Origin of the sequence: Ramlibacter sp. (assembly GCF_036383835.1) — a bacterium.
In the GTDB taxonomy this organism is placed as follows: Bacteria; Pseudomonadota; Gammaproteobacteria; order Burkholderiales; family Burkholderiaceae_C; genus Ramlibacter.
Window position 1 is genome coordinate 19,285 of sequence record NZ_DASVNN010000160.1, and the last position, 19,679, is coordinate 38,963.

Here is a 19,679-nt window from a genome sequence, read left to right on the forward strand (position 1 = left end):
CGTTGCGCGCGCCCCGCGCGACAATGCAGCCGCCGCGCGCCGCAGCTCGACGGCACCGTTCTTGCTACCTGCCTGGCATCTTCAATCCACGCATTCCGGAGCCTGATTCATGAACAAGAGGGTGTTTCTGCAGTCCGTCGCCGGCCTCGCGCTGGCTGCCGCGTTCGGCGCCGCGCAGGCCCAGGGTACGCCGATCAAGTTCCAGCTGGACTGGCGCTTCGAAGGCCCGGCGGCGCTGTTCCTGCAGCCGGTGGCCAAGGGCTACTTCAGGGACGCGAAACTCGACGTGACGGTGGACGCCGGCACCGGCTCCGGCGCGGCGGTGCAGCGCGTGGCCAGCGGCACCTACGACATGGGCTTCGCCGACCTGGCGGCGCTGATGGAATTCCACGCCAACAACCCGGACGCGCCGAACAAGCCGGTGGCCGTGATGATGGTCTACAACAACACGCCGGCGGCGGTGATGGCGCTGAAGAAGTCCGGCATCAAGTCGCCCGGCGACCTCGCCGGCAAGAAGCTGGGCGCGCCCGTGTTCGACGCCGGCCGGCGCGGCTTCCCGATCTTCCAGAAGGCCAATGGCATCGGCAACGTGACCTGGGTGTCGATGGACCCGCCGCTGCGCGAGACCATGCTGGCGCGCGGCGACATCGACGCCATCACCGGCTTCTCCTTCACCTCGTTGCTGAACCTGGAGGCGCGCGGCGTGAAGCTGCAGGACGTGGTGACGCTGCCCTACTCCGAGCACGGCGTGAAGCTGTACGGCAACGTGATCATCGCCTCGCCCAAACTGATCCGCGAGAACCCGAACGCGGTGAAGTCCTTCCTGGGCGCCTTCGCCAGGGGCGCGAAGGAAGTGATGGCGAACCCCGATGCCGCGATCCAGTACGTGAAGGCACGCGACGGCATCATCGACGAAACGCTGGAAAAGCGCCGCCTGCGCATGGCGATCGACTCCGTGATCGCCAGCCCCGACGCGCGCGCCGAAGGCTTCGGCGTGGTGAACCCGAGCCGCCTCTCGCTGATGGCGTCGCAGGTGTCCGACGCGTTCAACACCAGGACGCGGGTGAAGGTGGAAGACGTGTGGAACGGCAACCTGCTGCCGGCGAAGGCCGACCTCAACATCCTGCCGCCGAAGAAATGACGGAAGGCACGCCAGCCTTCATCGACTTCCAGGACGTCTGGCTCGCGTATGACGACGAACTGCTCCGCGCGGGGCAGTTCGCCGTGGAGGCGATCGACCTGCAGGTGGGCCGGGGCGAGTTCATCGCCATCGTCGGCCCCTCGGGCTGCGGCAAGTCCACCTTCATGAAGCTCGCCACGGGCTTGCGGCCGCCTTCGCGCGGACGCATCCGCATCGACGGCCAGGCGGTCACGGGGCCGCTGAAGATCTCCGGCATGGCCTTCCAGGCGCCGTCGCTGCTGCCCTGGCGCACGACGGTCGGCAACGTGCTGCTGCCCCTGGAGATCGTGGAGCCGTACCGGAGCCACTTCAAGGCCAAGCGCAAGGAATACGAGGAGCGCGCCCGCGCCCTGCTGCGCAAGGTGGGCCTGGGCGGCTACGAGGACAAGTTTCCCTGGCAGCTCTCGGGCGGCATGCAGCAGCGCGCGAGCATCTGCCGCGCGCTGATCCACGAGCCCAAGATGCTGCTGCTCGACGAGCCCTTCGGCGCGCTCGACGCCTTCACGCGCGAGGAGCTGTGGTGCACGCTGCGCGACCTGTGGACCGAGCAGCGCTTCAACGTCGTCCTGGTCACGCACGACCTGCGCGAGTCGGTGTTCCTCGCGGACACCGTGTACGTCATGAGCCGCAGTCCCGGCCGCTTCGTGGTGCGGCGCGAGATCGACCTGCCGCGCCCGCGCGACCTGGAGATCACGTACACGAAGGAATTCACGGACATCGTCCATGATCTGCGCGGGCACATCGGCGCGATCCGCAAGACCGGTGCGGAGACGGCGGCATGAAGCCGAACCGCCATGTCGATCGCTGGGCGCCGATCCTGCTGGCAGCGGCATTGGTGCTGGCGTGGCAGGTCGGCGTGACCGCCTTCCAGGTCCCCGAATTCATCTTCCCGAGCCCCGCGCAGATCGCGCTCCAGTTCGCCGCGTTCAAGGGTCCGCTGCTGGCGGCGGCCTGGGACACCTTCTGGGTGACGATGGTGGGCTTCGGCCTCGCCATCGCCGTCGGCGTGCTGCTCGGTTTCCTGATCGGGTCCTCGCGCCTCGCCTACGCGGCGGTGTATCCGCTGATGGTGGGCTTCAACGCCGTGCCGAAAGCGGCGATCGTGCCGATCCTGGTCGTGTGGTTCGGCATCGGCATCGGGCCGGGCATCCTCACCGCCTTCCTGATCTCCTTCTTCCCGATCATGGTGAACATCGCCACCGGCCTCGCCACGCTGGAGCCGGAACTGGAAGACGTGCTGCGCGTGCTCGGCGCGAAGCGCTGGGACGTGCTGGTGAAGGTGGGCCTGCCCCGCGCCATGCCCTACTTCTACGGCTCGCTGAAGATCGCGATCACGCTGGCTTTCGTCGGCACCGTGCTGGCGGAGATGACGGCGGGCGACAGCGGCATCGGCAACCTGATCCAGTCCGCGGGCAGCCAGCAGCGCATGCCGCTCGCCTTCGCCGGCCTGGTGACGATCAGCGCGATGGCGATGGCGATGTACGAACTGTTCAGCGCGATCGAGAAGCACACGACCGGCTGGGCGCACCGGGGGTCGCAGGCGCAATGACCTGGCATGCCGCCCTGCGGCTGGATTACACGCGCGAAGGCGGCCGCACGGTCGCCCGCTTCGCGCACGACGGGCCGCTGCGCATCCTGCAAAGCATCTGGCCGGAAGGCAGCGGCGTCTGCCACAACGTGCTGGTGCATCCGCCCGGCGGCCTGGTGGGCGGCGACACGCTGGAATTGCGGGTGAATGCGGCGGAGGGCAGCCACGGCCTCGTCACCACGCCCGGTGCTTCGCGCTTCTATCGCAGCGAAGGCGCGGACGCGGTGCAGGACGTGCGCGTGCAGGTGGACGCCGGCGCGCGGCTCGAGTGGCTGCCGCTGGAAGCCCTGTATTACAGCGGCTGTCGCGCCGGGAACCGGCTGGTGATGGACGTGCAGGGCGAGCTGCTCGGCTGGGACGTCGCCGCGCTGGGTCTGCCCCGGGCGGGACAACCCTTCGCCCGCGGCAGCGTGCTGCAGCACCTGGAAGTGCCCGGCGCGTGGCTCGAGCGCGGACGCATCGCCGCCGAAGATGCACTGCTGATGGACGGACCGCTGGGCCTGGCCGGGCACCGCTGCCTCGCCAGCCTCTTCTTCGTGACCGGCAATGACCTGCCGCGCCAGCGGCGCGACGCCTTGCTCGACGCGGCCCGGGCCGCGATCGAGGCCCATCCGCTCGCCCGCAGCGCCGGCGCCACCGCCCCCGGCCCGCGCGTGGTGGTCGTGCGCGTGCTGGCGCCGCTGGTGGAACCCGCGCTCGACCTGCTGAAGGCCGTGCGCCGCGCCTGGCGGCCGCTGGCGTGGAATCTTCCCGCCGCCGAGCCCCGCGGCTGGATCATCTGACCCGCGCGAGACTTGTCCTACTGTCGCGCGGGACGGCAGACGCCCGGAGGTGCGCCGCCTCTCCGGCAGCCCGGGGACGGTCCGGCATCCAGACTACCTGCATCGAACGAATGCAAGGAGTTCCCCATGAAAAAGACGGACCGATCCCTCAAGTGCATGCTGTCCTTCGGCGCCGCCGCCTTGCTGGCCATGGGCGCCGCGACCGCCCAGGTCGCGACGGACAAGAGCTTCCCCGGCGCGGCCGGCATCGACAACAGCGGCAGCTTCCGCTCCGAAGTGCAGGCCTGCATGAGCGGCCACACGCAGCAGAGCCGCGCGGACTGCCTGAAGGAAGCGCGCAACGCCTCGGCCGAGAAGCAGCGCGGCCGCCTCGAGACCTACGGCGCCCATGAAGAGCACGCCTCGTCCCGGTGCGACGTGCACATGACCACCGACGACCGCGCCGCCTGCCGCGCGCGCATCGCCGGCATGGGCGAGATCGAGGGCAGCGTGGCCGGTGGCGGCCTGCTGCGCGAAGTCGAGACGCCCGCGACTCGCACGCTGGGGAACCGCTGACGCTTGGAGTGCTGGGGTTGCACCCCAGCCTACGAAGCCACGCCTGCCGCATCGGCGGCAGCGTCCTACACACTGGCCCGCCGCAAGGTCTCACCCTTGGGCGGGCCATCCATTTGGAGAACGCGATGAACGAGAGCGAACGCAAGAACGAGGGCCACGCGCAGCACGGTTACCGCAACGAAGTGAGCTGGGATGGCGGCGCGGGCCGGCAGCCCTACACCAACCAGGAAGCGGAGATCGGTCCCGCGACGGCGAAGGAATTCGAAGGCGGCAACACGGGCGACGCTTCCAGCCGCACGATCCGGCAGACCGAGGAGCTCCGGCGCCAGACCGAGCTTCCCGAACGCGAAGTGCCGCGCGAGAGGCGCTGACGTCAGATCACGCCGAACAGCATCAGCAGCAGCACGATGGCGAGAGGGACGCCGAGAAGCCAGAGGATGATGGCCATTTGAGTTCTCCTGGTTAGCCTGTCTCCAGACTAGGGAGATCGCCGCGCGCCGAATGCCGGGCAGCTGCGGCGGCGCCGGTAGGAGAGCTCCGGCCGCGACCGGACCTTTTCAGATTGCTACGAGCTGCCGGACGCCGTTCGCTTCCATGTCCTTGCCCAGGCCGCGCGCCACTACTTCGCCGCGCTCCATCACCGCATAGGCATCGGCCAGCTCGCGCGCGAAGTCGTAGTACTGCTCCACCAGCAGGATCGCCATGTCGCCGCGGTCCGCGAGCCTGCGGATCACGCGGCCGATGTCCTTGATGATGCTCGGCTGGATGCCTTCGGTCGGCTCGTCCAGCACCAGCAGCTTGGGCCTGGCCGCCAGGGCGCGCGCGATCGCGAGCTGCTGCTGCTGGCCGCCGGAGAGGTCGCCGCCGCGCCGGTGCAGCATCTGCTTCAACACCGGGAACAGCTCGAACAGCTCCTGCGGGATGGGGGTGCCGGCCTTCTGCGTGGCGAGCCCCATGCGCAGGTTCTCCTCCACCGACAGCCGCGCGAAGATCTCGCGGCCCTGCGGCACGAAGCCGATGCCGGCGCGGGCGCGTTCGTAGGGCGTGCGCTGCTGGATGGCCTGGCCGTCGAGGACGATGCTGCCGGTCTTGATCGGCACCAGGCCCATCAAGGATTTCAGCAGCGTGGTCTTGCCGACGCCGTTGCGCCCCAGGATCACGGTGACCTGGCCCTGTTTCGCCTCGAGGCTCACGTCGCGCAGGATGTGCGAGCCGCCGTAGTACTGGTTGACGTTGTGGATGGAGAGCATGTCCGTACTCCGTCATCCCCGCGAAGGCGGGGATCCAGGGCTTGCGCCCTGGTTGCAATGCCCTGGGTTCCCGCCTCCGCGGGAATGACGGGGTTCAGCGCCCAAGGTAAACCTCGATCACGCGCTCGTCCCCCTGCACCTGCTCCAGCGTCCCTTCCGCCAGCACCGAGCCCTCGTGCAGCACGGTCACCTTTTCGGAGATCGCCCGGATGAAGCCCATGTCGTGCTCCACCACCATCAGCGAGTGCTGGCCCTTCAGCGACAGGAACAGGTCCGCGGTGCGCGCGGTTTCCTCGTCGGTCATGCCGGCCACCGGTTCGTCGAGCAGCAGCAGCTTCGGGTCCTGCATCAGCAGCATGCCGATCTCCAGCCATTGCTTCTGGCCGTGGCTCAAGGTCCCGGCCAGCCGGTCGCCGCTTTCCGCGAGGTGGATGGTGCGCATCACCTCGGCGAGCCGGTCCGACTGCGCGGAATCGACCCGGAAGAACATCGACGCCGTCACGCCCTTGTCGGTCTTCAGCGCCAGCTCCAGGTTCTCCACCACCGTGAGCTGCTCGAACACGGAGGGCTTCTGGAACTTGCGGCCGATGCCCATCTGGGCGATCTCGGCTTCCTTGTAGCGCAGCAGGTCGATGGTGCTGCCGAAGAAGACGGTGCCGGAGTCCGGCCGCGTCTTGCCGGTGATGATGTCCATCATCGTCGTCTTGCCGGCGCCGTTGGGGCCGATGATGCAGCGCAGCTCGCCCGGCGCGATGTCCAGCGAGAGCTTGTCGATCGCCTTGAAGCCGTCGAAGCTGACGCCGACGTCCTCCAGGTACAGGATGCGGCCGTGCGTGATGTCGACGTCGCCCGGCACCACCGGCCGCGCGAAGCCGGCGGCGCGGCCGCCCGACTCCGTCTTGCCGCGCGCGGCCAGCTGCACGTACGCCGAGGCGCGGCGCGCGCCTTCGTCCATCAGGTCGGGCGTCATGCGGCCTTCCTCCCCAGCTTCTTCGCGAGACCCACCACGCCCTGCGGCAGGAACAGCGTGACGACGATGAACAGGGCGCCCAGGAAGTACAGCCAGTATTCCGGTGCAGCCACCGTGAGCCAGCTCTTGGCGCCGTTGACCAGGAAGGCGCCGACCACCGGGCCCACCAGCGTCGCACGGCCGCCCACCGCGGCCCAGATCGCGATCTCGATCGAGTTGGCCGGACTCATCTCGCCCGGGTTGATGATGCCGACCTGCGGCACGTACAGCGCGCCGGCGACACCGCACATCACGGCGCTGATCGTCCAGATGGTCAGCTTGTAGCCGATGGGGTTGTAGCCGCAGAACATGGCGCGCGATTCGGCATCGCGGATCGCCTGCAGCACGCGGCCGAACTTGCTCGTCACCAGCCAGCGCGCGAACAGGAAGAAGCCGAGCAGCGTCACGCCCGTGAGCACGAACAGCACCATGCGCGTCTGCGGCGTGGCGATCGCGATGCCGGCGATGCGCTTGAAGTCGGTGAAGCCGTTGTTGCCGCCGAAGCCGGTCTCGTTGCGGAAGAACAGCAGCATGGCCGCGAAGGTCAGGGCCTGCGTGATGATCGAGAAGTACACGCCCTTGATGCGCGAGCGGAAGGCGAAGTAGCCGAACACGAAGGCGACGATGCCGGGCACGGCGACGATCACGAACAGCGTGGCGAGGAAGCTGTCCGAAAAGCTCCAGTGCCAGGGCAGCGCCTTCCAGTCCAGGAACACCATGAAGTCCGGCAGGTCGCTCCTGTAGTTGCCGTCGCGGCCGATCTGCCGCATCAGGTACATGCCCATCGCATAGCCGCCGAGCGCGAAGAACAGGCCGTGTCCCAGCGACAGGATGCCGGTGTAGCCCCAGATCAGGTCCATCGCCAGCGCGCAGATGGCGTAGCACATGATCTTGCCGACCAGGGCGACGGCGTAGTCGCTCAGGTGGAAGGCGCTGGAGGCGGGGACGACGAGGTTGAGGAGCGGGGCGATCGCACACACTGCAATCAATGCGACGAGGAAGGCGGTCCAGCCGCTTCGCGTGAGCAGCTTGGCAGCAGGGGGAAGCTTGACTCCCTCTCCCGCTTGCGGGAGAGGGTTGGGGTGAGGGTCGGCGCGAACATGTCCCTCATCCCCCGCCTTCTCCCGCAAGCGGGAGAAGGAGCCTTCGGGAACAACCGCACTCATGCTTCCGCACTCCTTCCCTTCACCGCGAACAACCCCTGCGGCCGCTTCTGGATGAACACCACGATCAGCACCAGCACCGTGATCTTGGCCAGCACCGCGCCGGCCCAGCCCTCGATGAACTTGTTGAGGATGCCGAGACCCAGCGCGGCGTACACCGTGCCCGCGAGCTGTCCCACGCCGCCCAGCACCACCACCATGAAGGAGTCGACGATGTACGCCTGCCCGAGGTCCGGGCCGACGTTGCCGATCTGGCTCAGGGCACAACCCGCGAGTCCCGCGATGCCGGAGCCGAGCGCGAAGGCGTAGGTGTCCACGCGCGCCGTGTTCACGCCCATGCAGGAGGCGATCGGCCGGTTCTGCGTGACGCCGCGCACGAACAGGCCGAGCCGAGTGCGCGAGATCAGGAAGGCCATGCCGAACAGGACGGCGAAGGCGAAGCCGACGATCACGAGGCGGTTCCACGGCAGCTGCAGGTTCCCCAGCAACTGCACGCCGCCGCTCATCCAGCTGGGGTTCTCGACGCCGACGTTCTGCGCGCCGAAGACCGAGCGGACCAGCTGCATCAGCACCAGGCTGATGCCCCAGGTGGCGAGCAGCGTCTCCAGCGGCCGGCCGTAGAGGAAGCGGATCACGCCGCGCTCCAGGATGGCGCCCATCAGCGCCGAGGCGGCGAAGGACACCGGCACGGCGGCCAGCAGATACCAGTCGAAGGCGCCGGGCAGGTATTTCTGGAACACGCCCTGCACGACATACGTGGCGTAGGCGCCGATCATCATCAGCTCGCCGTGCGCCATGTTGATCACGCCCATCAGGCCGTAGGTGATCGCCAGGCCCAGCGCCACCAGCAGGAGGATCGAGCCCAGGCTGATGCCGGAGAACACGGCGGCGGCACGCTCGCCCCACACTAGCGAGCCTTCGAGGTTGCGGATCGAGGCCTGCAACGCGCCCTTCACTTCCGCGTCGCTCTCGTCCTTGAGCCTTTGCAGCAGCAGGCCGCGCGTGGCGGGACTGCGGCTCGCCGACAGCATCTGCGCGGCTTCGAGCCGGCGCGCCCTGTCGCTGCTGCCCAGGAGGGCCGCGGCGCGCACCAGCGCGAGCTGCTCCTTGATCGATGCCACCTGTTCCGCGGCATAGGCCTTCTCGATCAGCGGCAGCTTGGCTTCGTCGGGCTCCTTCTGCAGTTCGGCGACGGCGGCGGCACGCAGCTTGGCGTCCTTCGAGAACAGCTTCAGCGCCGCCAGGGCGGTGTCCAGTTCGCCGCGCATGCGGTTGTTGTTGATCACGTCCTCGGCGCCGTCCGGCAGCGCGGCTTCGGCGCCCGTGACCGGGTCGAAGCCTTTGCCGTCCTTCACGACGAAGACCTTGTCGCCCGCGAACTTCACGGCGTCATCGGCCAGCGCCTGGAGGAAGGCGGCGGTCCTGTCGTCGGCGGCCGCGACGGCCTTGTTGAGGGACTCGATGCGCGCGTCGGAGTCGCCGAGGGCGAGGGCGCGGGCTTCTTGGGGCGTGAGGGCGTGGGAGGCGCCGGCTGCCAGCAGCGCGAGCAGCAGGAGGAGTCGTTTGAACATCGGAGGAACCGAAGATGCTTGTCATCCCGGGCTCGACCCGGGATCCAGACGGCGGTCATGCAGCCGCCGCCTGGATTGCGGGTCAAGCCCGCAATGACAAAGCCTTGTCTTACAGCTTCGACTTGCCGTCCGGCTCGTCCTTCTTCTTGTCGTTGCCGTCGATGAAGGGCGACCAGGGCTTGGCCTTCACCGGGCCGGGGGTCTTCCACACCACGTTGAACTGGCCGTCGGCCTTCACTTCGCCGATGAACACCGGCTTGTGCAGGTGGTGGTTCTTCTCGTCCATCTTGGCGACGAAGCCCGACGGCGCCTTGAAGGTCTGGCCGCCCATCGCGGCGATGACCTTGTCGACGTCCGTGCTCTTGGCCTTCTCCACGGCCTGCTTCCACATGTAGACGCCGATGTAGGTGGCTTCCATCGGGTCGTTGGTCAGCGGCTTGTCCTTGTGGCCGGCGATGCCCTTGGTCTTGGCATAGGACGACCACTTCTTGGTGAACTCGTCGTTGCTGCCGTTCTTCACCGACATGAAGTAGTTCCAGGCGGCCAGGTGGCCCACCAGCGGCTTGGTGTCGACGCCGCGCAGTTCCTCCTCGCCCACCGAGAAGGCGACCACCGGGACGTCCTTGGCCTTCAGGCCGGCATTGCCCAGCTCCTTGTAGAAGGGCACGTTGGAGTCGCCGTTGATGGTGGAGATCACCGCCGTCTTCTTGCCCTCGCCGGCGAACTTCTTCACCTTGGCGATGATGGTCTGGTAGTCGCTGTGGCCGAAGGGGGTGTACTCCTCCATGATGTCGCCTTCAGCGACGCCCTTGGACTTCAGGAAGGAGCGCAGGATCTTGTTGGTGGTGCGCGGATAGACGTAGTCGGTGCCCAGCAGCACGAAGCGCTTGGCGCCGCCGCCGTCCTTGGACATCAGGTACTCGACCGCCGGGATCGCCTGCTGGTTGGGCGCCGCGCCGGTATAGAACACGTTCTTGGAGAGCTCCTCGCCTTCGTACTGCACGGGATAGAAGAGCAGGCCGTTGAGCTCCTCGACCACCGGCAGCACCGACTTGCGGCTGACCGACGTCCAGCAGCCGAAGATCACCGCGACCTTGTCCTGCGTCAGCAGCTGCTTGGTCTTCTCGGCGAACAGCGGCCAGTTGGAAGCGGGGTCGACGACCACCGGCTCGAGCTTCTTGCCGAGCACGCCGCCCTTGGCGTTGATCTCCTCGATCGCCATCAGGGCGGTGTCCTTCAGCACGGTCTCGGAGATCGCCATCGTGCCCGACAGGCTGTGCAGGATGCCGACCTTGATGGTGTCCTTGGACTGCGCGAAGGCCGCACCGGCCGTGCTCGCGAGCGCGACGGCGGCGGTGAGCGCCTTGAGGGTGAAACGACGTTGCATGTGTGACTCCAGGTGAGGTGGGGAACGGAGCCATCGTAGGAAGGGGCCCCCTGCCGGGCCATACGACACATGGCGTACAGCCCGGCCATTTCATCGGCCCGGCCGACAGCCCCCGGCGTCACCGTCCGACACATGGGGGATGCGCCGCGAGGCTCCAATCGGGACACTGCATTGCCATCTCGCGGAGGCCTTCGCCCATGACATCCATGCTGTCCCAGTTCTCGCCGAGCATCGCCAACATGATCCGGCTGGACCACACGCACGTGCTCACGGCGTTCCACCAGTACGAGATCGGCTCGTCGCCGCGGCTGAAGAAGGGCATCGTCGACAACGTCTGCCTCGCCCTCGAGATCCACACCCAGCTGGAAGAGGAAATCTTCTATCCGGCGATGCGGGTCGTGGCGGACAACGAAATCCTGCGCAAGAGCACGCCCGAGCACGACGAGATGCGCGGCCTGATCTCCCGCCTGCGCAACATGCCGGTGAACGACCCGGCCTTCGACGACACCTTCTTCGAGCTGATGCGGCACGTGATGCACCACGTGGCCGACGAGGAAACGATGCTGCTGCCGGCGGCCGAACGGCTGATCCCCGACCAGCTGCACGAGCTGGGCGCGCGCATGACCAAGCGCCGGCTGGAACTGGCGGGTCCGCGTGCGACGGAGCTGGCGAGCAGCTTCGCGCGCTCGATGAGCACCGGCACCGTCCTCGCGGCGGGGAGTGCGCTGCTGACGGCGGGGTACCTGCTCACCCGGCACCGCACCGGCGATCGCCTTGCGGCGGCGCGGTCGCGGTTTACGCGGACGACCTGAAGTCCCCTCGTCATCCCCGCGCAGGCGGGGACCCAGGGCGTCCCGCCCTGCTCTCGATGCCGTGGATTCCCGCCTCCGCGGGAACGACGGCTTGCAGCACCTCCACGAAACTCTCCGCCGCCGGCGACAGCTCCCGATGCCTGCGCGTCACCAGGTGGATCGACGGCACCTGCAGCGGCAACTCCATGGGCACCACCTGCAGCACGCCCAGCCGCGCATAGTGCGCCGCCAATGAGGCCGGCATGATCGCCGCCATGTCGCTGGCTTCCAGCAGCACGGTGGTGGCGACGGTGGACGCGGTCTCGGTGATGTCGAGACGCGCGTGCAGTCCCGCCTCGCGCAGCGCCGCCTCGAAGCGGCTGCGCTGCGGCGAGCCGGGCGGCTGCAGGATCCAGGGCCAGCGCACCAGGTCTTCAAGCACGGGCTTCGCCTTCTTCAGCAGCGGATGGCCGCTGCGCACGACGGCGACCTGCGCTTCGCCCAGCAGCGGCCGGATCTCCAGTTCCTCGTCCGAGTGACCCTCGGTCGGTCGCCCCAGCACCAGGTCGACCTCGCCGCGCTCCAGCAGGTCCAGCATCACGTCGCTGGTTTCCACCAGCAACGAGACTGCCACGCGCGGATGCTGGCGCTTGTATTCCGCCAGTGCCGGCGCCAGCAGTTCCGGCAGCGCGCCCGGCACGCTGCCCAGGCGCAGGCGCCCGTGCAGGCCCGATCGCAGCGCCGACATCTGGGCGCGGGCGAAACCGAAATCCACCAGCGACTGCCGCGCGAAGCGGATCAGCACCTCGCCGGTAGGCGTGGGCTCCATGCCGCGCGCCAGCCGCGTGAAGAGACTCACCCCCAGCGCCTCCTCCGCCTGCTGCAGCAGCTTGGTCGCCGCGGGCTGGCTCATGCCGAGCGCCGCAGCGGCCCGGCCGAGGTTGCGCTCGCGGCCGATCGCTTCCAGCAGCAGCAGTTGCCGGGTGCGCAGGCGCATCAGGAGGGCGGCGTCGGAAAGGGCTTTGGCCAAGGGAGCGATATACGAAGCTATATGGATTGTTCCGGGAATTTCATTGGCACGGAATGGGCTGTGACCCTTACCCTGCGCCGGAGGCCGGCGGAACGACCGGCACGCACCCAAGGAGACATCCATGCAGACTTTCTCCCGCCGCCGCGCCGCCCTGTCGCTCGCGGCCTTCGCGCTGACCGCCGCCGCGGGCACGCCCGCCCTGGCCCAGGCGTGGCCCGACAAGCCGCTGCGCATCCTGGTCGGAGCCTCGCCCGGCGGCGGCACCGACATCCTGGCGCGCATGCTGGGCGAGAAGCTCGCGGCCGACTTCAAGCAGTCCGTGGTGATCGAGAACCGCCCCGGCGCGTCCAACACCATCGCCGCCGAGATCACGGCCAAGGCGCCCGCCGACGGCTACACGCTGCTGCTGGCCACCAATACGGCGCAGGCGATCGCGCCGCACCTTCTGAAGCTGAAGTTCGACCCGCTGAAGGACCTGCAGCCGATCGGCCTGGTGGCCGTGATGCCCAACGTGCTGGTGGTCTCGGCCAACTCGCCCTACAAGTCGGTCAAGGACGTCGCGGCCGCGATGGCGCAGAACCCCGGCGCGCTGAAGTACGCCTCCTCCGGCATCGGCAGCACGCAGCACATCGCCGGCGAGGCCTTCAACCTGGCCACCGGCACCAAGGCGATCCACATTCCCTACAAGGGCAGCGCGCAGGCGCACGTGGACATCATCGGCGGCGACGTCACGATGATGTTCGACTCCACGTCCTCCGCCATGGGCCAGATCAAGGCCGGCAAGTTCCGCGCGCTCGCAGTGATGTCCGAACGCCGCTCCGCCGAGATGCCGGACGTGCCCACCATGTCCGAAGCCGGCGTGAAGGGCGTCGACGTCGCCACCTGGTACGGCCTCTTCGTCACCGGCAACACGCCCAAGCCGGTGGTGGAGCAGCTCACCGCCGAACTGGTGAAGGTGCTGAAGCTGCCCGACGTGCAGGCTCGCATCAAGGGCATGGGCGGCGACGTGGGCACGCTCACGGGCGACCAGTTCGCCGACATGAACAAGCAGGAGTTCGACCGCTTCCGCAAGCTGGTGAAGGACGCCAACATCAAGGCGGAGGGGATGTGAGCATGACGAAGAAGCCGCGCCTCGCGGTGCTGCTGGGCGACCCTGCGGGCGTCGGCCCCGAGATGGGCGTGAAACTGCTGGCGCGCGCGGAGAACCGCGATGCGGCCGAACTGCTGCTGATCGCGCCGCCGTCGGTGCTGGCTGCCGGCGAGAAGATCGCCGGCACCAAGCTGGACGTGATCGCGCTGCGTCCGGGCGACCCGCTGCGCTTCGAGGCCGGCCGCATCACGCACCTGGTGCAACCGGAGCCGGCGGGTTTCGCGAAGCTGGGCGAGTGCAGCGTGCCGGCCGGACAGGCCGTGCTGCAGGCCCTCACCGTCGCCACCGAGCTGGCGAAGCATGGCGCGGTGCAGGGCATCCTGTTCGCCCCGTTGAACAAGCATTCCCTGCGCCTGGCCGGCATGGACGAGGAAGACGAGCTGCGCTTCATGCAGCAGCGCTTCGAGGTGCCGGGCTTCACCTGCGAGTTCAACATCACCGACCAGCTGTGGACCTCGCGCGTGACTTCGCACGTGCCGCTGCGCGAAGTGGCGGACCTCATCACGCAGGAAAGCGTGGGCGAGGCGGTGCACATCATCGACAAGGCGCTGCGCAGCGCCGGCATCGCGCGTCCCCGCATCGCGGTGTCGGGCCTCAACCCGCACGCCGGCGACGGCGGCTCGATCGGCCTGGAGGAGATCGAGGTGATCGCGCCGGCGGTGGAGCGGCTCAAGCGCGACGGCCTGGACGCGAGCGGCCCGTGGTCGCCCGACACGGTGTTCATCGCGGCGCGCCGCGGCGACTTCGACGCGGTCGTGTCGATGTACCACGACCAGGGCCAGATCGCGATGAAGCTGATGGGATTCGAGCGCGGCGTCACGCTGCACGGCGGCCTGCCGGTGCCGGTGGCGACGTCGGCCAGCGGCAGCGCGTTCGACATCGCCGGCAAGGGCATCGCCCGCATCGACGGCCTGCAGCACGCCTTCGACCTGTGCGTGCAGATCGCCGCGCGGGCCTAGGCGCGCTGGCAGCGCCCTTGTTTCTCCAGCCAGTAGACGGCGTTGCCGACCACGGCGATGCTGCCGGACACGACCGCGCTGACCGCGGTCGTGGCGCCGGCCACCACCAGCAGCGCCGCGCACCCCTCGTTGTAGCAGCCACCGAAGGAGGCGATCTGCACAGGCTGCAGCGTCATGCTCCTGGCGATGGTGCGGCACTCGGGATCCCAGGTCTCTTGCGTCCTCGGCACGAGCACGCAGGCCGACAGCAGCAGGCAGAGCGCAGCCGTCGCGCAACGCGCGGTGAAACGGCGCGGCTTCACGCGTCCTCCAGTGCGCGCACCAGCCGCATGGCCTGCGACGTGTCGAGCGAAGGCCCGAAGCGCACGATGCGCGAGCCGTAGTCGAACGCGAGCGGTCCCTGCCCGCCGCCGAGCACGGGCGGCAGCGGCCACGAACGCTGGGTGAACAGCGGGGGCGGGTCGTAGGGCAGCGCGCGCAGGTTCTTCACCGCGATCGCGTGGTAGACCTTCGTGCGCCCCAGGCCGAAGGCTTCGGCGCGGTACGTCCAGCTCCTGTCGGTGATCGTGATCACCTCGCGGCCCACCAGGTGCCATGCGAGCGTGGAGAACAGGATGATGCCGCCGGTGCTCCAGAGCGCGAGCCACATCACGAGGAAGGCCGCGGCGCCCTCCTCCGGATCGCGTCCCGCGAGCAACTGGCGCGCGGTGACGATCTCGATCACGCCCCAGATCACCGCGCACGCGCCGATCCACGCGATCGCCAGCCACTCGCGTTGCGCAGGGATGGTCACGCGCACGCCGCGCGGCGTGCGCTCCACGGTGTAAAGCCGGCCCTCCATTGCACTCATGTCGTTGTGAGCGTGCGGCCGCTGTGTCCTCCTCGCGGCGCCGCCATGGGGACATTCTGTAGCCGCGCAACGGAAAGACCGCAGATGTAACCAAACCCTGTGACGCCGCTGCCACACCTGCGGCACGTTTGCCGCAAAACGTGGCGGAGTACGCGCGGCGATGCGACACCCGCGCCTAGACTGCCTCGCATGAACGCCGAACTGATGGAGCACCCCGCGGAACTGCTGCGTGCCTACGCGATCGCGACGCCGGCGGCGCGCCTGCGCGTGATCAAGCAGCGGCTGGCGAGCGCGCACGGCGAAATGGGATCGACGCGCCTCGTGACCGCCGTGTCGGCCGTGGAAGCGCTCGCCCGTTCGCTGGTGGTGCACGCCTCCGGCCGTCCCGCCAGCACCGCGGAGATGCGGCACCGGCAATACCGCGCCAGCGGCCCGGTGGAACTCGTGGAGGAAGTGCTGCGGCTGCGCGGCGCCGAACGCGGCGCGCAACATTTCGGGCAGGAAGACTGGGAGCTGTTCGAGATCGCGACGCTGTATCGCGACCTCATCGTGCACGAGTGCACCTACGTCGGCCAGGACCGCCATCCGCACCTGATCGCGGCGACGGAGACGATCCTGCGCGGACTGATCGAACTGTCGGGACTCGAGAGCGGGCCGAAGGCGGTGGGCTGAATCAGCCCTCCCGGATTTCCGGCTCGACCAGCTGCGCGAGTTGCGTCAGCGACTCCTGCCATCCGAGGTAGCACGCAGCCAGCGGGATCACCGCGGGGATGTTCTCCTGCGTGACGTGCATCTCGATCCCCACCGGCGTGGCCGTCAGCACCACCGTGGTGGTCATCTCCCCCGGCAGGTTGGGATCGTCGAAGCGGCTGGTGTAGCGCAGGCGCTCGCCGGGCTTCAGCTCCAGGTAGGTGCCGCCGAAGGAGTGGCCGTGGCCGTTGGTGAAGTTGGTGAACGACATGCGCCACTGCCCGCCGACTTTCGCGTCCATCTGATGGACGGTGCCGGTGAAGCCGAACGGCGGCAGCCACTTGGCCATCGCCGCCGGATCGAGGAAGGCGCGGTAGAGCCGGTCGGGAGTGGAACGGATCACGCGGTGCAGGCGGACGGTCGGGGTGCTCATGTGCTATCTCCTGGTGGATCAGAGAGGACGTTCCCTCTGCTGCCATGACGATCGGGACGGCGCGGAATCGACAAGCCGGCGTCCGCCGGTCGCCCGGACCCGGCGAGAGCTTAGCCGCTCAGGAGACCGGACAGGGCGCGGCCTGGCCGTCGCTCCATTCCTTGATCGCCACCCAATCCTGCTGGCCGGCTTCGATGCCGGGGCCGTAGTAGGTCAGGCGCGTCATCGACGGCGACACGTGCTCGATATCCACCGCAAGAACATAGGCGCCGCCGCGGGGCACCTTGCGCAGCAGGGGAGCGGATGCGCCGGCGACCTGCATCGTCAGCTCCGCGCGGCCGCTGCCCACCATCTTCAGCGCCGTGTGCACTTCCTCGCGGCGCTTCTTCAGGTTGAGGCACTCGTCGGCCTTGCGCTGCAGGGCGCCGACCACCTGGTCGAAGCGGCGGGGCGCGATGTGGCCGTCGATCCCGGTGATCGAGGTGCCGGCCTTCATCTCCTGCACGAAGTCCGCGCGGGATTGCGGACCCATGGGCAGGGCACAGCCGCCCAGGGCGGCCGTCGCAACGAACAGGTAGTTGACGGGTTTTCGCATGGCGTGCTCCCGTCCGGAATCTGCCGGAGAGTGCGCACGAACGGCAAGCACGGCCGGATGGCTGGCAGCGCCGGCATGCCAGGCGGAAATTCAGCCCTCGAATTGCGGGTGCAATTGCCGGATGCGGTTCATCGCCATGCCGGCGGCCGCGGTGCGCGTTTCGACGCCGAGTTTCGCGAAGACACGTTCGAGATGTTTCTTCACAGTTGCGGGACTCGATCCGAGGATGTCGGCGATGTCGCGGTTGATCTTGCCCTTCACCACCCAGTACAGCACCTCGGCCTCGCGCGCCGTGAGCTTGAAGGCGAGGCTCATGGACTCGATGATCGCGGCGTCCGACACCTCGCGCATCACGATCAGCCAGTCCTCGTCGCCGGTCTGGCGGTGCAGGCGGATCGAGAGGCGGCGCGCGCCGATCTCGGCGCACAGGCGGGGCGGCTCGATCTGGCGTTCCGCTTCCTTCAGGTGGCGCCGCAGCCAGTCGAGGATGGCGGGCGGCGTGTCCGGCGCGCTGGTGCCGTAGTACGTGTGCAGCAGCTCGCGGGCCAGCGGCGTCTGCCACATCAGGCGGCCGTCGGCGGGACGCACCGCGATGCTCGCGTAGCCGAAGGCGTCGAGCGCGTTGCGCGTCTGGCGCGCGAGGCGCGCGCCCTGCAGGTGCACGCCCATGCGCGCGAGCACTTCCTTCGGCTTGATCGGCTTGGTCACGTAGTCGACGCCGCCGGCTTCCAGCGCCGCGACCAGGTGCTCGGTTTCCGTGAGCCCCGTCATGAAGATGATCGGGATGTGGGCCGTGCCGGCACCGGCCTTCAGCCGCCTGGCGACCTCGAAGCCGTCGAGGCCCGGCATCATCGCGTCGAGCAGCACGATGTCGGGCAGCGCCTGCGCCGCGCGCTGCAGCGCCGCTTCGCCGCTGGTGGCGACCAGCACCGTGTAGCCGGACTCGTCCAGCGCATCGTGCAGCACCGACAGGTTGTCGGGCACGTCGTCCACCACCAGCACCACGTCGCTGTCGGTGCGGTCCAGCATGGACTTCATGGCATCGCTCCTTCGGACTGCGGCCGCGCCAGCTCGCGCGCGATCGCCTCGAACTGGAACTGGCGCGCCAGCTCGCGCAGCGCGCCGGTGAAAGCCGCGCATTCCGGCTGCTGCGTGTCGATGGCATCCAGCTGCTGCAGGATGCCGCGGTAGTAACCGAGCTGCACCGCGTGCCGCAGCGGCGCGAGCAAGTCCTCGCGCGGCCGGACCGCCGGGAGCGTCGCCGGCACGGCCGGCGGCATCGCGGGTGCGGGCGCCTCCAGCCATTGCAGCCCCAGTTGCCGCTCCAGCCAGTCCAGCAGTTCGCCGTGCCGCACCGGCTTCAGGATGAAGTCCTCCGGCCGGATGCCGGCGTCGTTCTCCAGTCCCTTGTCGAACGCATTGGCCGACACCACCGCGATCTTCGCGCGCAAGGGCTGCAGGCGCCGGATGCGGCGGATCGTTTCCCAGCCGTCGATGCCCGGCATGGCCAGGTCCATCAGGATCGCATCGGGCTGCACGCCGGCCGCCACCAGGTCGAGCGCGTCGTGACCGCTCGCGGCGGTGCGCAGCTCGAAGCCGAGCGGCTCCAGCAGCGCCACCAGCAGTTCGCGGTCGGCCTCCTCGTTGTCCACCACCAGGATGCGGCGCCGCGCGCCGGCATAGCCGTGCCGCACGCGCGGCACCGCCTGCGGCGGCAGCACCGCGTGCACTTCGGGCAGGAATAGCCGCACGCGGAAGACGGAACCGCTGCCCGGCGTGCTGCGCGCCCCCAGCTCACCCCCCATCAGGTCGGTCAGCATCTTGGCGATCGTCAGGCCCAGGCCCGCGCCGGGCACGGCATGGCCGGCGCTGCTGCCGCGCGCGAACGGTTCGAAGACGTGCGCGAGTTCCTCGTCCGGAAGCCCCGGGCCGGTGTCCTCCACTTCCACCACCGCCATCTCGCGCGCATGCCGCACGCGGAACACGACGTGACCGGTGGCGGTGAACTTGATCGCGTTGCCCAGCAGGTTGATGAGGATCTGGCGCACGCGCTTCTCGTCGGCGCGCACCACCTCCGGCAGCGCACCCTGCGTCTCGAAGCGGAAGGCGAGGCCCTTGGCGGCGGCCTGCAGCTCGAACAGGCTGGCGAGCTCGTGCACGAAGTCGGCGAAGCGCATCGGCCTGGCGCTCAGCGTGAGCTTGCCCGATTCGATGCGGGCGATGTCCAGCGTGCCCTCGATCAGCGACAGCAGGTGCTCGCCGCCGCGCCGGATCACGTGGATCGCGTGCTTGCGATGGGACGGCATCGCCGCGTCCTCTCCCATCAGCTGTGCATAGCCGAGGATGCTGTTGAGGGGCGTGCGCAGCTCGTGGCTGATCGCGCTGATGTAGCGGCTCTTGGCCTGGTTGGCCTGCTCCGCCGCGTGGCGCGCCTGCTCGGCGACCTGCCTGGCCTGCTGCAGCGCCTCGTCGGTCTGCCGGTGCGAGTCGATCTCGCGCATCAGCAGGTGCGCCTGGCGGTTGGATTCCTCCTGCGCCACCTGCCGGCTCTTGTGCGCGAGCACCAGCCACCAGGCGACGATGCCGGCCACCAGCAGCAGCGCGAAGTAGGCCTTGATGAAGGTCGCGCGCAAGGCCTCGACGGCGACGTGCTGCGCCTGCTGCAGCTCCTGGTGGTACAGCAGGCCGAACACCGC

22 protein-coding genes are annotated in these 19,679 nt (G+C 68.8%); 10 read left to right on the forward strand and 12 right to left on the reverse strand.

Annotated features, from left to right (window positions below):
• The first annotated feature begins 109 nt into the window (after nucleotides 1–109).
• The 6 genes from VF522_RS24375 (at nucleotide 110) to VF522_RS24400 (ending at nucleotide 4,476) form a co-directional block, all read left to right on the forward strand.
• Nucleotides 110–1,141, forward strand: a complete 1,032-nt coding sequence (locus VF522_RS24375) for an ABC transporter substrate-binding protein (RefSeq protein WP_330910936.1) — start codon at nucleotides 110–112, stop codon at nucleotides 1,139–1,141.
• Nucleotides 1,138–1,962, forward strand: coding sequence for an ABC transporter ATP-binding protein (locus VF522_RS24380; RefSeq protein ID WP_330910937.1), 825 nt, complete (start codon nucleotides 1,138–1,140; stop codon nucleotides 1,960–1,962). The genes VF522_RS24375 and VF522_RS24380 overlap by 4 nt, the downstream gene beginning before the upstream one ends.
• Nucleotides 1,959–2,729, forward strand: a complete 771-nt coding sequence (locus tag VF522_RS24385; protein ID WP_330910938.1) for an ABC transporter permease — start codon at nucleotides 1,959–1,961, stop codon at nucleotides 2,727–2,729. The genes VF522_RS24380 and VF522_RS24385 overlap by 4 nt, the downstream gene beginning before the upstream one ends.
• Nucleotides 2,726–3,550: an urease accessory protein UreD gene (locus VF522_RS24390; RefSeq protein ID WP_330910939.1), complete on the forward strand. Its 825-nt coding sequence runs from the start codon at nucleotides 2,726–2,728 to the stop codon at nucleotides 3,548–3,550. Before VF522_RS24385 ends, VF522_RS24390 begins: the two co-directional genes overlap by 4 nt.
• A 126-nt stretch (nucleotides 3,551–3,676) precedes the next feature.
• Nucleotides 3,677–4,105 carry a hypothetical protein gene (locus tag VF522_RS24395; protein WP_330910940.1) on the forward strand — a complete coding sequence of 143 codons (429 nt, stop codon included), beginning with the start codon at nucleotides 3,677–3,679 and terminating at the stop codon, nucleotides 4,103–4,105.
• 125 nt (nucleotides 4,106–4,230) lie between these two features.
• A complete protein-coding gene (locus VF522_RS24400) occupies nucleotides 4,231–4,476 on the forward strand; it encodes a hypothetical protein (RefSeq protein ID WP_330910941.1) in 246 nt (81 codons plus the stop codon).
• Nucleotides 4,477–4,662: 186 nt separating this feature from the next.
• On the opposite strand, the gene urtE is transcribed toward VF522_RS24400, so the two are convergent.
• The 5 genes from urtE to urtA form a co-directional block, all read right to left on the reverse strand.
• Complete coding sequence (gene urtE, locus VF522_RS24405; RefSeq protein WP_330910942.1) at nucleotides 4,663–5,355, reverse strand: urea ABC transporter ATP-binding subunit UrtE; 693 nt, start codon at nucleotides 5,353–5,355, stop codon at nucleotides 4,663–4,665.
• Nucleotides 5,356–5,449: 94 nt separating this feature from the next.
• Complete coding sequence (urtD, locus tag VF522_RS24410) at nucleotides 5,450–6,325, reverse strand: urea ABC transporter ATP-binding protein UrtD (RefSeq protein ID WP_330910943.1); 876 nt, start codon at nucleotides 6,323–6,325, stop codon at nucleotides 5,450–5,452.
• A complete protein-coding gene (gene urtC / locus VF522_RS24415) occupies nucleotides 6,322–7,344 on the reverse strand; it encodes an urea ABC transporter permease subunit UrtC (protein ID WP_414709582.1) in 1,023 nt (340 codons plus the stop codon). The genes urtD and urtC overlap by 4 nt, the downstream gene beginning before the upstream one ends.
• A 182-nt stretch (nucleotides 7,345–7,526) precedes the next feature.
• A complete protein-coding gene (gene urtB, locus VF522_RS24420) occupies nucleotides 7,527–9,098 on the reverse strand; it encodes an urea ABC transporter permease subunit UrtB (RefSeq protein WP_330910944.1) in 1,572 nt (523 codons plus the stop codon).
• Nucleotides 9,099–9,207: 109 nt separating this feature from the next.
• The gene (gene urtA, locus VF522_RS24425; protein WP_330910945.1) at nucleotides 9,208–10,485 is read right to left on the reverse strand and encodes an urea ABC transporter substrate-binding protein; all 1,278 of its coding nucleotides are present in this window, start codon (nucleotides 10,483–10,485) and stop codon (nucleotides 9,208–9,210) included.
• A gap of 197 nt (nucleotides 10,486–10,682) precedes the next feature.
• Between urtA and VF522_RS24430 the strand changes: the two genes are divergently transcribed.
• A complete protein-coding gene (locus VF522_RS24430; RefSeq protein WP_330910946.1) occupies nucleotides 10,683–11,297 on the forward strand; it encodes a hemerythrin domain-containing protein in 615 nt (204 codons plus the stop codon).
• Nucleotides 11,298–11,307: 10 nt separating this feature from the next.
• Here VF522_RS24430 and VF522_RS24435 read toward each other — a convergent pair whose 3' ends face one another.
• On the reverse strand, nucleotides 11,308–12,306 hold the full coding sequence (locus tag VF522_RS24435; protein ID WP_330910947.1) for a LysR family transcriptional regulator: 999 nt from the start codon (nucleotides 12,304–12,306) through the stop codon (nucleotides 11,308–11,310).
• Nucleotides 12,307–12,427: 121 nt separating this feature from the next.
• On the opposite strand from VF522_RS24435, the gene VF522_RS24440 reads away from it, so the two are divergent.
• Both VF522_RS24440 and VF522_RS24445 read left to right on the forward strand, forming a co-directional pair.
• Nucleotides 12,428–13,417 carry a tripartite tricarboxylate transporter substrate binding protein gene (locus VF522_RS24440; protein ID WP_330910948.1) on the forward strand — a complete coding sequence of 330 codons (990 nt, stop codon included), beginning with the start codon at nucleotides 12,428–12,430 and terminating at the stop codon, nucleotides 13,415–13,417.
• A gap of 2 nt (nucleotides 13,418–13,419) precedes the next feature.
• The gene (locus tag VF522_RS24445; RefSeq protein ID WP_330910949.1) at nucleotides 13,420–14,415 is read left to right on the forward strand and encodes a 4-hydroxythreonine-4-phosphate dehydrogenase PdxA; all 996 of its coding nucleotides are present in this window, start codon (nucleotides 13,420–13,422) and stop codon (nucleotides 14,413–14,415) included.
• On the opposite strand, the gene VF522_RS24450 is transcribed toward VF522_RS24445, so the two are convergent.
• Both VF522_RS24450 and VF522_RS24455 read right to left on the reverse strand, forming a co-directional pair.
• On the reverse strand, nucleotides 14,412–14,717 hold the full coding sequence (locus VF522_RS24450) for a hypothetical protein (RefSeq protein ID WP_330910950.1): 306 nt from the start codon (nucleotides 14,715–14,717) through the stop codon (nucleotides 14,412–14,414). The genes VF522_RS24445 and VF522_RS24450 overlap by 4 nt on opposite strands.
• A complete protein-coding gene (locus VF522_RS24455) occupies nucleotides 14,714–15,265 on the reverse strand; it encodes a hypothetical protein (protein ID WP_330910951.1) in 552 nt (183 codons plus the stop codon). Before VF522_RS24455 ends, VF522_RS24450 begins: the two co-directional genes overlap by 4 nt.
• A gap of 189 nt (nucleotides 15,266–15,454) precedes the next feature.
• Here VF522_RS24455 and VF522_RS24460 point away from each other — a divergent pair, with 189 nt between their 5' ends.
• The gene (locus VF522_RS24460) at nucleotides 15,455–15,937 is read left to right on the forward strand and encodes a hypothetical protein (RefSeq protein WP_330910952.1); all 483 of its coding nucleotides are present in this window, start codon (nucleotides 15,455–15,457) and stop codon (nucleotides 15,935–15,937) included.
• Between the two features lies 1 nt (nucleotide 15,938).
• Here the strand turns inward: VF522_RS24460 and VF522_RS24465 are convergent, their stop codons facing one another.
• The 4 genes from VF522_RS24465 to VF522_RS24480 all read right to left on the reverse strand — a co-directional run.
• Nucleotides 15,939–16,388 (reverse strand): SRPBCC family protein, encoded by a 450-nt coding sequence (locus tag VF522_RS24465; protein WP_330910953.1) that lies wholly within the window; start codon nucleotides 16,386–16,388, stop codon nucleotides 15,939–15,941.
• Between the two features lie 118 nt (nucleotides 16,389–16,506).
• Entirely contained in the window at nucleotides 16,507–16,983 is a 477-nt protein-coding gene (locus tag VF522_RS24470) for a hypothetical protein (protein ID WP_330910954.1), read from the reverse strand.
• 90 nt (nucleotides 16,984–17,073) lie between these two features.
• On the reverse strand, nucleotides 17,074–18,021 hold the full coding sequence (locus tag VF522_RS24475) for a response regulator (RefSeq protein ID WP_330910955.1): 948 nt from the start codon (nucleotides 18,019–18,021) through the stop codon (nucleotides 17,074–17,076).
• The coding region (locus tag VF522_RS24480) for a hybrid sensor histidine kinase/response regulator (protein ID WP_330910956.1) at nucleotides 18,018–19,679 on the reverse strand (1,662 nt) is incomplete at its 5' end. The genes VF522_RS24475 and VF522_RS24480, both read right to left, overlap by 4 nt.